At 64.8% G+C, this 14,865-nt stretch carries 14 protein-coding genes and 1 pseudogene; 4 read left to right on the top strand and 11 right to left on the bottom strand.

The features are described from left to right. The coding region (locus ACO2RV_RS24170) for a transposase domain-containing protein (protein WP_423296770.1) at positions 1-114 on the top strand (114 nt) is incomplete at its 5' end. A 151-nt stretch (positions 115-265) separates the two neighbouring features. Here ACO2RV_RS24170 and ACO2RV_RS24175 read toward each other — a convergent pair. The 8 genes and pseudogenes from ACO2RV_RS24175 to ACO2RV_RS24210 form a co-directional block, all read right to left on the bottom strand. Continuing rightward, positions 266-551, bottom strand: a pseudogene (locus ACO2RV_RS24175) (type II toxin-antitoxin system ParD family antitoxin). Positions 552-821: 270 nt separating this feature from the next. Further along, on the bottom strand, positions 822-1,184 hold the full coding sequence (locus tag ACO2RV_RS24180) for a DDE-type integrase/transposase/recombinase (RefSeq protein ID WP_423296758.1): 363 nt from the start codon (positions 1,182-1,184) through the stop codon (positions 822-824). A 24-nt stretch (positions 1,185-1,208) separates the two neighbouring features. Beyond that, on the bottom strand, positions 1,209-1,712 hold the full coding sequence (locus ACO2RV_RS24185; protein WP_423296759.1) for a transposase: 504 nt from the start codon (positions 1,710-1,712) through the stop codon (positions 1,209-1,211). 550 nt (positions 1,713-2,262) lie between these two features. Next, entirely contained in the window at positions 2,263-2,478 is a 216-nt protein-coding gene (locus ACO2RV_RS24190) for a zinc-binding dehydrogenase (protein WP_423296771.1), read from the bottom strand. A gap of 120 nt (positions 2,479-2,598) precedes the next feature. Further along, positions 2,599-4,005, bottom strand: coding sequence for an LLM class flavin-dependent oxidoreductase (locus tag ACO2RV_RS24195; RefSeq protein WP_423296760.1), 1,407 nt, complete (start codon positions 4,003-4,005; stop codon positions 2,599-2,601). A 28-nt stretch (positions 4,006-4,033) separates the two neighbouring features. Then, positions 4,034-5,731: a dipeptide ABC transporter ATP-binding protein gene (locus ACO2RV_RS24200; RefSeq protein ID WP_423296761.1), complete on the bottom strand. Its 1,698-nt coding sequence runs from the start codon at positions 5,729-5,731 to the stop codon at positions 4,034-4,036. Continuing rightward, positions 5,728-6,603 carry an ABC transporter permease gene (locus tag ACO2RV_RS24205; protein ID WP_423296762.1) on the bottom strand — a complete coding sequence of 292 codons (876 nt, stop codon included), beginning with the start codon at positions 6,601-6,603 and terminating at the stop codon, positions 5,728-5,730. Before ACO2RV_RS24205 ends, ACO2RV_RS24200 begins: the two co-directional genes overlap by 4 nt. Further along, entirely contained in the window at positions 6,600-7,397 is a 798-nt protein-coding gene (locus tag ACO2RV_RS24210) for an ABC transporter permease (protein WP_423296763.1), read from the bottom strand. Before ACO2RV_RS24210 ends, ACO2RV_RS24205 begins: the two co-directional genes overlap by 4 nt. A gap of 155 nt (positions 7,398-7,552) precedes the next feature. Here ACO2RV_RS24210 and ACO2RV_RS24215 point away from each other — a divergent pair, with 155 nt between their 5' ends. Genes ACO2RV_RS24215 through ACO2RV_RS24225 form a run of 3 tightly spaced genes read left to right on the top strand, consistent with a single transcriptional unit; the run spans position 7,553 to position 12,548 of the window. Continuing rightward, the gene (locus ACO2RV_RS24215) at positions 7,553-9,169 is read left to right on the top strand and encodes a Mu transposase C-terminal domain-containing protein (RefSeq protein ID WP_423296764.1); all 1,617 of its coding nucleotides are present in this window, start codon (positions 7,553-7,555) and stop codon (positions 9,167-9,169) included. Between the two features lie 6 nt (positions 9,170-9,175). After that, on the top strand, positions 9,176-9,538 hold the full coding sequence (locus ACO2RV_RS24220) for a TniB family NTP-binding protein (RefSeq protein ID WP_423296765.1): 363 nt from the start codon (positions 9,176-9,178) through the stop codon (positions 9,536-9,538). A gap of 43 nt (positions 9,539-9,581) precedes the next feature. Then, positions 9,582-12,548, top strand: coding sequence for a hypothetical protein (locus tag ACO2RV_RS24225; protein WP_423296766.1), 2,967 nt, complete (start codon positions 9,582-9,584; stop codon positions 12,546-12,548). 380 nt (positions 12,549-12,928) lie between these two features. Here ACO2RV_RS24225 and scpB read toward each other — a convergent pair whose 3' ends face one another. The 3 genes from scpB to ACO2RV_RS24240 form a co-directional block, all read right to left on the bottom strand. Continuing rightward, positions 12,929-13,624 (bottom strand): SMC-Scp complex subunit ScpB, encoded by a 696-nt coding sequence (gene scpB / locus ACO2RV_RS24230; protein WP_423296767.1) that lies wholly within the window; start codon positions 13,622-13,624, stop codon positions 12,929-12,931. A 2-nt stretch (positions 13,625-13,626) separates the two neighbouring features. Beyond that, positions 13,627-14,580 carry a DUF1403 family protein gene (locus tag ACO2RV_RS24235; RefSeq protein ID WP_423296768.1) on the bottom strand — a complete coding sequence of 318 codons (954 nt, stop codon included), beginning with the start codon at positions 14,578-14,580 and terminating at the stop codon, positions 13,627-13,629. A gap of 9 nt (positions 14,581-14,589) precedes the next feature. Next, positions 14,590-14,865 (bottom strand): hypothetical protein (locus tag ACO2RV_RS24240; protein ID WP_423296769.1); only part of this gene is annotated, 276 nt, incomplete at its 5' end.

The raw sequence follows: 14,865 nt of genomic DNA on the forward strand, positions 1-14,865 counted from the left end.
GCCTACCTCACGGACATCATCACCCGCATCGTCGAGGGCCACCCCAACAGCCGCATCGATGAGCTCATGCCATGGGCCTATCCCGCCAAGCCCACCCTCAGTAGCGTGGCCTGAGGACGACGCTTACCTTGCTCTAACCCTTACTGTCACCGTTCTCGCAGCTCTTCCCGCGCCCATCTGACACGCTCATCGCTGCACCGATGCCTGCAGCGGCCCCGGCGGCTACGCAGAACCAGAACCCTCCACGACGACTGATGCATGCCGCTCAATGTTGCCGGGATGTTAGTTCGTCTTCGGCCTCGCGGGACAGGTGATCCTTAAGCTCCTCGAAGGAGGCGAAGGTGAGAACCCGACCTTCGTCCAGATCGGCGAAGCCGACGCTGACGGCTTCGCGCGGCGCCTTCAGCTTCGCGGCCTCCCGCTCTTCCCGCCGCTCGATCAGGCATGGCCGTCACGCAGAACCTCGCTGGCGTTCTGGTAGCGGCCAGACTGCACCAGCCGTCAATAACCTCTTCGTGGTGCTCGGCCAGGACGACATTGCGCGTGAGCATGACGGGGGTCCCTGAAACGTGCCTCCGGTATCGGATTGAGCTGCTCGCGGATCCTTGGACAGCTATCCGGTGGGTTTAAGCTACTCCCTGGGCCAGCTGATCGGTTTCGATGGTGTTGAAGTAGACCACGGCGGGGGGCTGTCCGCGATGGCGGCGTGGGGCCGCTGGTGGTTATAGGGACCGCCAGAGGCGCTCGATGAAGATGTTGTCCAGGCAGCGCCCCTTGCCGTCCATCGAGATTCGGGCGCCAATCCGTTTCAGCCGGTCGGTTCAGGCGAAGGAGGTGAACTGGCTGCCCTGATCCGTATTCATGATCTCTGGAGCGCCGAAGCGGTGGCTGGCCTCGTTCAGCGCCTCGACGCAGAAGTCAGCCTCGAGCGTGTTCGAGAGACGCCAGGCCAGGACCTTGCGCGTGAACCAGTCCATGATGGCCACCAGATACAGGAAGCCGCGGCGCATCGGCAGGTAGGTGATGTCGGCGCACCAAACCTGGTTGGGCCGCTCCATCCGCAGCCCACCCAGCAGATAGGGGTAGGTCTTGTGCCCCTTCGCGGGCTTGCTGGTATCGGGCTTCTGGAAGATCGGCATCAGGCGCATGAGCCGCATCAGTCGCCGGATACGCTTCACGTTCACCGGATGACCCTCGTTCTGCAGGTGTCAGGTCATCTGCCGGACGCCGTAGAACAGGGTGTCCAGGAACTGCCTGTCGATCAGCCGCATGAGGGCGAGGTTCATCGCGGTCTCACCCTGCGGCTCGTAATAGAACGACGACCGCGAGATCGACAGCAGGCGGCACTGCGCACCGATCGACAGCGAAGGTTGATGGCGTTCGATCATCCCGCGCCTCACTTTCCGGTCCAGGGTTTGAGCTTTCGCGACAAAAAATCGTTGGCGACGGCCAGTTCCCCGATCTCTGCGCAAACGCAGTTTGTCGCTGGCATGCAGCGATCGGACCACGTCCTCGTCGACCTCGGCGGTCTTCCTGGCGCCGCGCTCGAAGATGTCGGCCGCTCCCTCCAGCAGGGCCTTCTTCCACTGATGGATCATCGTCGGATGCACGCCATAGTCGGCCGCCAGTTCCGACACCGTGCGCTCGCCCTTAACGGCTTCCAGCGCCACGCGAGCCTTGAAGCCCGCATCATGGTTCCTGCGTTTGCGCATGTCCTGATCTCCTCGTCATTGGAGATCAGCTGACGTCAAAGCGTAGCTTCCGTCACTGTCCGAATTTCCGGGAGGTCCTCAGATCATAGCGGCTATGACGGCTTCTGCTAATCGAACCTCAACCGGACTCTGTACGCAGCCCGCGGTATTTTCCGCTCCCCTTCGATCCGGAGGCGGCGGCTCCTTGCTAAGAAGCGTATGCACCTTTCAGCCTTGAGCAGAGCTACACCGCCAATCTCGGAATAGGCCCCAACCAACCACAGGAATTGGCAGTTACAAGCCGCGCTAGCCACCGCTTCCTGCAAACCCACAAGGCACCGCCTGCGGAGGCTTCTGCATCTTGCAGGAATCGGGTGTTGCGAGCCCTCACCACCACTCCACAATGCGATCCGCTACGCTGGCCTTCCATCCTAGCGCGCTCGTTTATGGCGGAGATCGGGACAAAGCCGTCAGGCGGCTTTCTGGCATCGGTCCGTGCGAAGTGGACGTTTATCCTGATGGCGTGACTCGACCCATCTCTATCCCCATACCGCCAATCGGTCTTTCCCGATTAGAATTGGATGACCAGCCGTCCTCTCGTACCCCCAGCCTCCAGCCGACGATGGGCGTCGGCGACCCGTTCCGGCGGATAGACCTCCGCGACGCGAAGCGTGATCTTGCCGGCCTCGACCATTTGCCGGAGCCGATCGAACTTCTCCCACTCCTGCGCGTAGGAGCGCACAAAGGTTGTCGTGAAGCGGATATCCGCTGCGGGATGCCCTGGAATCCACGGACGGACGTGAAGGCGCCGCTGCCACGAACCGCGGGGATGACCAACTCATTGAGCACGGCTCCGTCCGCGAGGCCATCCGCCGGTTCGGGGTGGCGAGCGGTCCGGACCACCGCCCTACGTCCCGGCGACTAGATCCAATCCGGCCGCCGACCTCTCCGGGCGTCGCGAGAAAGCTCCGCGGTACTGCGCCGCCGGATGCGAGGCCGGCAGCCGGCTCCGACCGAATATCTTCTCGCGCAGCGTTCCCGGTCGGTACTCGCGCTTGGCAAGGCCGCGCCGCTGAAGCTCGGGCAGCAGCTGCTCGTTGAATTCCTCGTAGGATCCCGGAAGATACCAGTTGATCACGTTGACCCCGTCAATGCCCGCCTTCTGCCATTCGGCGAGTTGGTCGGCAATGCTCTGCGGGGTGCCGACCAGCCGCTGGTGGCGGCGCGCCACGAGCCGCGCGAGATCGCCGACGGTCGGCTCGCGATCGGGATTGGCTTTGCGCAGCCATTCGATATGGCTGCGCCCGCCATTGGTGCGGATATCGGCGAGCGGGGTTTCGGGCGGATAGGGCTCGCCGGTGTCTTGCGAGACGCCCAGATTGGAGTGGGCCAGAAAGCCGTCGATGCTAATGTAACGGTCGAGCTCGGCCTCCTTGCGCCTGGCCTCCTCCTCGGTGCTGCCGATGACGAAGGTAAAGCCTTGCAGGAACTTGATGTCGGAGGGGTCGCGGCCGAAGCTGCGCGCCAGCGCGCGGGTCTCCGAGATGAGCTCGGCCGCGACGCGCGGGTTCGGCGTCGCGATGAACTGGCCCTCCGCATGGCGGGCGGCGAAGCGCCGGCCGGCCGGCGAGGAGCCGGCCTGGAACAGGAACGGCGTCCTCTGCGGCGTCGGCGAGGGAAGATGCGGCCCCTCCACCCGGTAGCGCTTGCCTTGATGGTTGATCTTGTGGATTCGCGTGGGGTCGGAGAACACGCCACGCGCCTTGTCGCGCTGGAGGGCGTCGTCGTCCCACGAGCCTTCCCACAGCTTGTAGACGACCTCGGTATATTCCTCCGCCCATTCGTAGCGCTCGTCATGCTCCACCAGCCGGTCGAAGCCGAAATTGCGCGCCGCATTCTCCTGGGTAGAGGTGACGATGTTCCAGGCGAGGCGGCCATCGCTGATGTGGTCGAGGGTCGAGGCCCGGCGGGCGAACTCGAACGGATGGGCCTGCAGCACGGAACTGGTCAGAGCGAGCCCGAGATGCTCGGTGTTGACGGCGATGGCCGACAGCAGCACCGAGGGATCGTTGTTGGGAATCTGCAGGCCCTCGCGGGCATTCACCGCGTAATCGCCGTTGAGCGGGCCATAGAGCCCCACAACGTCGGCGAAGAAGATAGCGTCGAAAAGCCCGGCTTCGAGGGTCCGGGCGAGGTCGATCCACAGCCGCACGTCGTTGAAGTCGTGCTGGCGGGCGTTCGGATGCCGCCACAGGCCATGCTGGATGTGGGACGTCGTATTCATGACGAAGGCGTTGAAGATGAGTTCGCGCATGATCTGCTCCGGACGATTGAGGTGAGCGTTAGGGGCGCGCGCCAAGGCGCGGCACGGCAGCCACGAGCTCGCGGGTGTAAGGATGGCGGGGGTGAAGGAAGACGTTGTCCGAGGTGCCGAGCTCGACCACCTGCCCGGCCTTGAGTACCAGCACCCGGTCGCACAGATGGTGGACGACGCCGAGGTCGTGCGAGATGAACAAGTACCCGACACCGAGCTGGTCCCGCAGGTCCGCCAGCAGATCCAGCACCTGGGCTTGGATCGACACATCCAGCGCCGAGACCGGCTCGTCGCAGACGATGAGCTTGGCACCGGGAGCGATGGCCCGCGCAATGGCGGCACGCTGGCGCTGTCCGCCCGAGAGTTCGAGCGGCAGCCGGTCGCGGAATCTCTCCGGCAGTCCCACGAGATCGAGCAGTTCGCCGACCCGCGCGGTCCGGGTGCGCCGGTCATCCGTCGGCGGGAGCGCGTCCGCAATGATGCGCTCGACGGTCCAGCGCGGATCGAAATGACTGAACGGATCCTGATAGACCACGGAAATGTCGCGGCGGCGCGGTCGCCGCTCCGCTTCGGTGAGCGACGACCAGGCCTTGCCATCGAGGCTCACCCCGCCCGCATCGGGCGTTTCGAGCGCCAAGACCAGACGGGCCACGGTGGACTTGCCGGAGCCGGATTCCCCGACAATGCCGAGCGCTTCGCCTCGCCCGATGGTGAAGGACACGTCGCGCACCACGGTGGAGACGGACCCGTCCGGACGGCTGAAGCTCTTCACCAAACCTTCCGCCACGAGCAGCGGCCCCGGCGCCGTTTTCCGTTCGTCGTCAAGGCGCGCAACGGCCAGGGCCGATGATTGCGGATGGAACCTCTTCGCGTCCGCCGGCGCGAGCCTTGCCCCGCGTGAATGGGCGGAGGGCACCGCGTCGATCAGCGCGCGGGTGTAGGCATGCCTCGGCTCGCGGAACACCTCCTCGGCCGCACCATGCTCGACCACCTCGCCGTGGCGCATGATCATCACCTCGTCGGCCATGCGCGAGACGACCGCAAGATCGTGGCTGATCAGCACCAGCGTCTTGCCGCGGGCACAGATATCGTCGAGCAGGGCGAGAATCTGGGCCTGGATGGTCGCGTCGAGTGCGGTGGTGGGCTCGTCCGCGATCAGGATCTCCGGGTCGAGCGCAAGGGCGGCGGCGATGAGGGCGCGCTGGCGCTGGCCTCCCGACAATTCGTGCGGCAGCTGGCGGGCTTTCAGCTCCGGATCCGGCACGCCGACGAGGCGCAGCAGATCGGCCGCACGCGCGGTACGTTCCGCGCGTCGGACGGCGCCGTGCACCCATAGGCCTTCGGTCACCTCGTCGCCGACCCGCTTCAGGGGATCGAGCGAGACCAGCGCATCCTGGAGGACGTAGCCGATGGACTTGCCGCGAAGGGCGCGCCAGGCCCGTTCCGGCTGGCCGATCACATCGCGCCCGCCGATGCGCAGCCGCTCCGCGGAAACGCGCGCGTTTCGGCCCGCCAGACCGATCAGGCTACGCGCCGTCACGCTCTTGCCGGAACCGGATTCGCCGACGATGGCGAGGCAGCGCCCGCGCGGCAGAACGAAGGAAACGTCCTTCACCGCGAGTTGCTCGCCGCGTTGGCCGAAAGCGACCCGCAGCCCGCGAACCTCGATGAGCGGCGCGGCCTGTTCTGCCGCGCGCAATGTCGAAACAGCCGGAGCGATGTTCATTTTCCCTCCAGCCGGTCGCGCAGGTAGCGGCCGAGAACCGTGACGGCAAGGGCGAAGCCGACGATGGCGAGACCCGGCATGACCTCGAGCCACCAAGCGCGGATCGCATAGTTGCGCCCGGCGTCGAGCAGCGCGCCCCATTCCGGCGACGGTGGGGCCACGCCCAGCCCGAGAAAGGCGAGGCCCGAGGCCCAGACGATGGATTGACCGACGCCGAGCGTCATCATAACGACGAGCGGGCGCAGCGCATTGGGAACGATGTGATTGACGGCGATGCGCAGCGGCCGATGACCCAGCGCGCGGGCGGCCTCCACATAGCCGGCGCCCTTCACCGCGAGCACCTGGCCGCGGATCATGCGGGCATAACCCGGCGCTGTTCCGAGGCCGACCGCGACGATCTGGGTGGTAATCGACGTGCCGAAGACGGCGAGGAATAGCAGGGCCAGGAACAGAGTCGGAAACGAGAACAGCACGTCGAGGAAGCGCGCTATGGAGAGGTCGACGACACCACCGACCAGGCCAGCGGTAATGCCGAAGGCGAGTGCTACGCCAAGGCTCAGAGCCGTAGCCGCCAGTCCCAGCGAGAGCGACTGGCCCGCGCCCGCGACGATGCGCGAATAGAGGTCGCGCCCGGTCTGGTCGGTACCGAGCCAGTGGGTTGCGGATGGCGGCTGCAGCATGGCAGCGAGATCGATCTTGAACGCGCCATGTGTCTGCAACAGCGACGGCGCTATGGCGGCCACGATGTAGAACACGACGACCAGAGCGGCGATCGTCGGCCCGACGGGAATGCGCCGCAGGCCGGCGAGGACGCGCCGGACATGGGCGCCGATAGGCGCCGAGGCGCGCGGATCGAGGGTCACGAGCGTCATGACAGGACGATCCTCCGGTCCACCAGCCGATAGGTCTCGTCGACCGCCAGATTGATGACGACATAGGCCGCCGCCGACAGCACGACGATGCCGGACACCACCGGCACGTCGCGGGCGGAGGTCGCCTCAACAAGAATGCCGCCGATGCCCTGGCGGGCGAACACGGCTTCCACGAGCACCGCTCCCGACAGCAGCTTGCCCACCGCCCAGCCGGACAGGCTGATGCCCGGCAGCACGGCATGGCGCAGCACATGGCGCACGCGCACCCCGGCGTCGCTCATGCCGCGCGTCCGGGCCGAGGTGACGAACGGCTGGTCCAGCACCCGCACGAACTCGTCCTGGATCGCCTGGCCGATGAAACCCGCGAGCGGCAAGGCGAGGGCCAGCGTCGGCAGCACGAGGCCGGCCAGGCTGTTGCGCCCTTCCACCGGGAATATCTGCAGTTGGACGGCGAAGACCACCAGCAGGATGGTGCCGATCCAGTAGGGAGGCGAGGTCGCGAGAAGGATTTGCGCGGCACTGGCGAGGCGCGATCCGAGCGTGTTGCGCCCGGCGGTGGCGAGCGTCAGCGCGACGGCGATCACCCAGGCGGTAGTCAGGGCGCTCAAGGCGAGGATGATGGTCGGGAGGACCTGCGCCCCGATGACGTCGAGCACCGGCTTGTGCTGCAGGTAGGACGTTCCGAAGTCGCCCACCGCTAGGCCGCCGATATAGCGCAGATACTGCATGTAGAGCGGCGCATCGAAGCCGTATTGGGCATTCACCGCCGCAAGCTGTCCCGATGTGGGTGTCACTTTCCATTTAAATCCCGGAACCGCAGTTGAGCATTTTCAACATGTTGCGCTGGCAGGTAATTTGTGAATCGGCATTTAACTTGAGAATGGCGCTTGGTCTCTGGCATCTTATGTGAGAATGGGGAAGCGGTTCACTTTCGGCTCTGAGGCCGCTCATGCAAGATCCGCTTCCCGAACAGATCGATGATGCCCGGTGGGAAGAGGCTCGACGCCGAGCCGACGCAATCCGCGCATTTCTCAATCATCGCAGCGACCAGAGCACGACGGCCGACGTCACTGCACTGGCGATCGAACTCGGCCTCAGTCAGGCAACCACCTATCGGCTGATCGGGCTCTTTCGTAAAGGCGGCAGCGTCGGCGCTCTTGTCGAACGTAAGCGTGGCCGACCACTCGGCCATCGCGTTCTTGACGCCGGGCGGGACGAACTAGTCAAGAGCGCCATCCGAGCGATTTTCCTGACGCCTAATCGCCCACCCGTCTCCGAGCTGGTGCGTATGATCCAGGCGCGCTGCATGAAGGCGGGTCTCAAGGCGCCGCATCGGCGCACGATCGAGGCGCGTATCAAGGATGTCGACCTGCAGGACCGCGCCAGGCGGCGTGGGGACGAGGCGACCGTAAAGGCAACGACTCCGGTTCCGGGCGCGCTGCGCACAACACGGCCACTCGAGGTGGTCCAGCTCGACCACACAAGGGCGGATATCTTCGTTGTCGACGAGGAGACGCGACTGCCTATCGGTCGCCCGTGGCTGACGCTCGCGATCGATGTGCACAGCCGCATGGTCATGGGCTTCCATCTCACGATGGATGCCCCCTCGCGTCTCTCGACGAGCCTTTGTCTACTGCACGCCGTATTTGACAAGACGGCTTGGCTCCGGGAGCGCGAGATCGCCGAGCCCTGGCCTATCGCTGGATTGCCGGACGCCCTGCATGTCGACAACGGCGCGGATTTCAGGAGTAAGGCTTTCAAGCGGGGTTGCGATGACGCCGGCGTCGCCATCATCTGGCGCCCGCCTGGACAACCCCGGTTCGGTGGTCATATTGAGCGGCTCATCGGAACGCAGATGGGCCGCCTGCATCTTCTTCCGGGCACGACCTTCAGCAATGTGGATGAGCGTGGAGACTATGACAGCAAACGGCATGCCGCGCTCACGCTTCGAGAGTTGGAGCGCCACATTGCGCTCGATATCGTCGGCCCCTATCACCAATCCATTCATGGTGGCCTGGGTCGGCCTCCCCTCGCCGTCTGGCGTGAGCTGGAGGATCGGACGCCTCTGCGTATGCCGCAGGATCGTCAGCGCTTCTGGCTAAGCTTCTTGCCCGAAGACCGGCGCAGTCTGCGCCCGACCGGAATCCATCTGTTCGGCCTTCGCTACTGGTCGCCTGCCCTATCCGCTGATGTCGGCCGCGTTAAGAGCAAGCTGCTCGTCAAGTATGATCCCCGCGATCTGGCCCGCGTCTTTGTCCAGCGTCCATCCGGCAGCTTCGTCGAGGCCCGTTATGCCGACATCACCTTGCCGTCCGCCACGCTGCATGAGGTGAACGCGGCCCGGAAGTCTCTTCTTGCAAAGGGGCGGCGAGAAGTGGGCACCGAGGCAATCTTGCGGACCGTGATCGCACAGCGAGAGTTGATTGATAACGCCGTTCGCAAGACGTCTTTGCAGCGCAAAAGGGGGCGAGCGGCCAAGAATTCCAAAGTGGATGATAGCGGCTGGGGCTCGCTTCGCGGGGTCGATTCCAGCAATCCTGTGCCTTTGGTCGAGGATATGGATTGAAGCAGCATGACATTCACCTTCCGCCACCTGACGTCGAGCGCGGCGGCGCTTCTTGCCGAGCACGATGAGCAGCGCATCCGCGCCATCCGGTCGCGTCGGTGGGTTCTCTATCCTCGCGCCAAGCAGGCCCTCGATCGCCTGCGTGGACTTCTCGACCAGCCGCGTGGCACGCGCATGCCGTCCATCGCCATCTATGGTGACAGCGGCATGGGCAAGACCATGATCATGAAGCAATTCCGGGACGAGCAAGCGCAATGGCGCGCTCGATATCGTCGTGGTCAATCCGAACAGCGACCCATCGAGCATCCGTCAGCTCGTCCAGACGGGACCGAAGCTCTTCTATCTCGAAGATCCATGGGGGCAGAATAGCTTGCGGACCGGCTCCGAGATGTGGACCGAGCAGCTTCCGCGCATGCTGCGCGACGCCCGCGGCGAAAATCAGTTCGTCGTGACGTCGCGGAGCGACATGCTACGCGGCGCGCAAGCCGTCGATGGTATCGCGCCATGGTCGATCGAACTTGAGGCCGATCGTTATCTTAACGGCCGGTTCGCCCAAATCTACGACAAGCGCATGGACCTCCTTCCGCCCGACCTTCAGGCGAAGGCGCTCAGCTTTAGGCCGGATGTTCTCCGTGCGCTTGAAAAGCCGCTTGAGCTTGATCTGTTCTTCGCCAACATCCTGTCCGGTTGTGGCGAGGGCGAGAATGACGGGCAATGGCTGCATCGCCTGATTGGGCTCGCCCATCGTGATGCGGTCGAGGGAGTGGTCGACCGCTATCTGACCCACGCCGACGCGACCGGCCAATCCGCCGCGATATGGGGCGTGCTGGCAGCGCGCGGATCGTTCGACCGGACGCAGCTCGTCGCGCTGATGCGGTCCTTGCGGGTTGCCGCGCCCGACCTCGCCATTGGTCTCGACAAGCTGATCGACACGATGATCGCCGCGCGCCATCTGCGTCAGCCAACCACATCGGTCGCCTTCGCCCATCCGAGCGTGCGTGCGGGTTTCGAGAAGCATTTGAAAGCAGACTTGTTTCGCTATCAGCCGGCCTTCGCAACGTTGCTGACTGCGCTCACCACGCTTCCGCAACCGCACGCCGAGTGGGGCATGGAGACGGCCGCGCGCCTGATCGACGAAGGACGCCGGCTTGTCGTCGGCGTCGAAGGCGGCGCGTTCACCTTCGACGTTCCTGCCGCCGCCCAGAGCGCAATCGATGGCTGGCTAGAGGAGGCCCTAGTCGATCCTGCCGCGGATTTCCCCAAGGTGCTCCAGCTCGCCAGCGACGTAGGCAGTGCGGCGTCCAATCCCTCGGAACTTGCCCGCTGGTTGCTAACCAGCGTCCAGCGTGGCGGGGCCTTTTTTGTTGAACGGTGGACGGCGCCGAACTTCCCCGACGCATGGTACGAACGAATCTCGGAGGATCGGCGCTCCTTTCCGATCGCCGAGCGCTTCGTTCGCGATCAACTTTCCGACGAGCATGGATCCTACGGTACCGGATTTCCGGCCGCGCTGGACCGCATCGCTACCGGGCTTGAGAGCGCCTACCGCCACGCCGCACGTCGTCTAGTGGGTATGGGGTACGGGTCGAATGTCGAGGCGGTCGTGACAGGCGCGCTCCGTGATCTGCCCGCCTTTAAGTCGGTGTTCGAAGAGGCACTCGACGATCTTGGCGGCGATGACGCCAAGCAGGCGAAAAATGCCGAACTGTGGCGGGGCATCATCGACGGTGAGTGCGACTATGGATTCGAGGAATATCACACCTCGGGCCATGACGACGATGGCTATGCGTCCAGCATTATTGCTGAGCTGTATATCGAAGCTGTCCGTGCGGCAGGCGATTGGAAGGAATTGGCCGAGCACAATCGAGCTTCCGAGTTCGGCTATTATTGGGCGCGCGCGATCCGCGACGCAGATGTTTCCGTCGCGCCCTGTTTAGAAGAGCTGACAGCAATGTTCGCCACAGCTCAGGCGGAGGGACATGAGGATGAGGCGTGGGATGCGCTGCGTAATCATTGGCACCCGAATTTCAGAGAGAAGCTCAAGCAGGCACTGAGCGCTGGTATCCCAGAACAAGGCGATAATCAGGCTGCCTTGGCCTGCGGCATGGGCGTCGACCAGACCCTTCTAGCCGAGGCATTTGATGCCTCGCCGACAGCCGCTTCGCGTGTTGCCTTCCTCTGCGACCTGATTGGGGCGCGCCGTTGTTATTCCAAGCCCCAGAAAGCTGGAATGCCGCGGCTAATCCAAGGGCTGGATCTCTCTTATCGCGAGATCGGTTGGGCGCTGTTTCTTGGGGCTCCCCGCGCTGCACCTCTCAGCAGTCATGCGATCGAGCTCCTTAAGCAGGCGGCCGAAACCGCGCCGCCTCGCATCCTCTCGCAGATTGTCCCGTTCCTCATCAAAGCGGGCGATGCCCCGGCTGAACCGATCCGTCGATGGTTGGATGAGGCCCATGACAAGGATCTCGCCGAGGCGGCGGCCTCCGCCGCGATTGCGATCGGAGACGATGAAGCGATCACGATGGCCCTTCAGCACCCTCGGGCAAATGCGCGCGTTGTCGCCCTTGAGTTTCTTGCTGGGGAGGCTGGTCTTCCGTTCCCCCCTGGCATCCTCGCACGGGCGGCCGATCCCGGTCGTCGCGTCCGTCAGGCGTTAGTGCTCGCACTCTCGGCGAAGCCGCATCCCGAGCATTTCCCGGTACTGCTGCGTTTGGCCGGCGACACATGGTCAGATGCCGATCCATCCTATAATGAGCCCGATTCTTTTCCGATCGCACGGAAGGCGGTGGAGGCTCTGGCGGCATATGCCCCCTTGTCCGACGAGATCAGCGATCAGCTCATCAAGCTCGCGACGGCCACCACCGATCGGGCGCTTGGCCAGGAATGTTTGCAGGTCGCAGCCGGCCACGGTTCAGCCGCCATGCGGATGAAGATTCGAGCGATTTTCGACGATCGCGATCGCGGGTGGCTTCGGCTCGACGCGCTCAATGCCCTTGTCTTTGCCGACACGATCGAAACCGAGGTATTGAACCCGTTCACGGCGGAGCGGATCGTGAGGCTCGGCGCCGCACTCGCGCCATCGGCGGTTGTACTGGTCTGTCGGCATGCCCCACTCGAAATTGCCGTCGGTCTATGCGAGCGCATGGCACATTCGAACGCTGATCGCTCGCTCGCTGTTCTCGGCGCCTATTTCCTCCATGATCGCGAACCCGATGTCGCCGATGCCATCCTCGATTTGCTCCCCCAGGGACATCCCGCGCGTGGTCTCTTCGGCGACGAAGAAGGGCTTTTGCCCGCATCCGTTCTAGATGGGCTGGGGGATATCAAGCGTCAGCGCTGGGTTCAAAAATGGATGAGCGGCCGCATCGGCAAGGCGTGAGGACATGCGAGAACTCATGTCGACAAGAGGGCGCAAACCGAGAGGGTGCGGCGAGCTAAGTGAGTGGCATTCGAAACGGATTCGCTCGATGTGTAGCGCCATCGTTCGGAAAAGCCCGACATGAGTTCTTAGTCTGACGCTCGGCTACCGTTGTATTGATAGTTCGCCAAAGCAATAAGCTGACATTCGGCGCCCGGATACGAAAACTTCTCAGTTGAACGGCGACAAATGGGTCGGAGGTCGCCGGAAGCTGTCACCGACTCCGTCATCGACATACCCATTCAGCAGGCGAAGTACCTGAAACCGGACGTTGCGAGCTTCGGCTAAGGGTCAACTGCGGAAACATCGTGCCCAGCTCGGGGACGAAAAGGCAGGACCGATCAGGTCTCCACATTGGGCAGAACATCGTCTTCCGGATCCTCATCGCCTCCGTCCTCGGCCATGAGCCCGAGCGGAATATCCCCTGCTAGCAGCCTGTCCTTGCTCAGCAGGCCGGCATCCTCGAGCGCCTCCATGTCCGGCAGGTCGCGCAGCGTGTCGAACCCGAAGTGGGTGAGGAATTCCTTGGTCGTCACATAGGTGTAGGGCGCGCCGGGTTGCGGCGACCGCGGCCCGGCGGCGATGAAGCCCAGCCGCCGCAGATGGCCGATGGTGTCGCGGCTGATCTCCTTGCCGAAGAAGGCGCTGAGTTCGCTGCGGGTGATCGGCTGGAAATACCCCACACACAGCAGCACCAGCGCCTCGGAGGGCGACAGCGGCTTGGGATCGTCCGTGCCGAGCCCGGTGGCCACCTGGATCGCCTCGGCAAAGCTCTTACGAGTGCGGTGCTGCCAGCCGCCGGCGACCGCCACTAACTCGTAGGGCCGGCCGCGCAGCTCGGCGCGGATGTCGTCGATCAAGAGGTCGAGGCTGCAGTCGCGGCCGACCACCCGGGCCAGCACCTCGCGGGTCACTGGCTCGGGCGAGGCGAAGATCACCGCCTCGACTCGCCCCATCCATTCGCGCCAGCGCAGCTCCGGCGGCAGAGCGCTGAGCTCGGCATCGAAGCTCACCGGGGTTTTGGTGCGCCGGGCCATCCTCACAGCCCGTAGAGCCGGAACGCTGAGCGGCCGGTGAGCTCGCGCACCGCTCCCAGCGCCTCGAGCCGTTCGAACAGCCGCCGCGCGCCCCAGCGCGACAGCTTTGCCGTCGCCAGCGTGCCCGGCACCGCGTCGTCGTCGAGCAGCCGGGCGATCGCCTCCCCTGCCCCCTTGGCGCGCAGTTTTGGGGCGACCGCCTGCAGTCGGCCGGCGCGCGGCACGATCTCGGCGGCACAACGCAGGGCTCGCGCCGCGCCCTGCGCCACGGCGAGGCAGACGGCGGCGTCGAAACCGGCGTCATTCGAACGAAGGCGCCCTCCCCGGCCGGGGCCACGGAAGGCGGAGCTCTGTGCCTCGCCCATCAGCAACGGCACCGGCAGCGGCCAGCGCAGCCGCAGCGCCAGCACCTGCTCGGCCAGCCACCAGCCGAGCAGCCCGGCGCCCGGCGCCGCGGCGTCGACGGCGCGAAGGATCGCCGCCGCAGCCAGTGGCGCCGGACGAGCGGCCCCGAGCTCGCGATCGATCTCTTCTGGAAGAGCGGCCAGTTCCGGGCTCCAGCCGATGCCGAGCAGTCCGCAGGTCGATTGAAGGCTCGTCACATCGGCACCTGGGGAGCGCTCGGCGAGGCGCCGCCAGGCAGCCAGCAGCCGGCCGGCGGGGCCGGGATCGCCATCGGCGGGGCGCAGCATCCAGGCATCGCGCAGCGCCGCCTCGTCCTCGGCACGACCCGACTGGCGCACCGCCGCGGCGGCGCAGCTCAGCGCCAGCCGCGCGCGCCAGGCGCCGGCCCAGGGCGGGTTCGATCGCACCAGATTATCGAGGGACGTCAACGCTCCGCCGGCGAGAAACGCCGCCTCGACCGGGTCGGTCACCGGGCCGCGCGGGACCGCCCAGCCGGGGACAGTTGGCACGGCGAGCGGCGTCGGAGAGAGCGGAATCGGCGCAAGATCCATGACGGAAGCCTAGCCGCGTTGTGCGCTTTCGTCTAGGTTATCGAGCATCAACCGCACAACCTGTCGTCGAATAATAATGTCCGATAATGTTGCATTATCATTCGTTTTTCTCTTTATATAGAGACATGCGCGAAGCGAGCCCTCAAAGCCCCGAAAACTGTCAGCAGACCGGAATTCGTGAGACTCGGCCGCCGTCGAGCCGTTTTTTAAAGCGGTTTTCGTGAGACAGCCTGCCAGATCCAGAGCTGGGCGCGTTGCTAACAGACTGAAATCGTTGGTCTCCAG

This window comes from Ancylobacter sp. VNQ12, assembly GCF_049445835.1.
Taxonomy (GTDB): Bacteria; Pseudomonadota; Alphaproteobacteria; order Rhizobiales; family Xanthobacteraceae; genus Ancylobacter.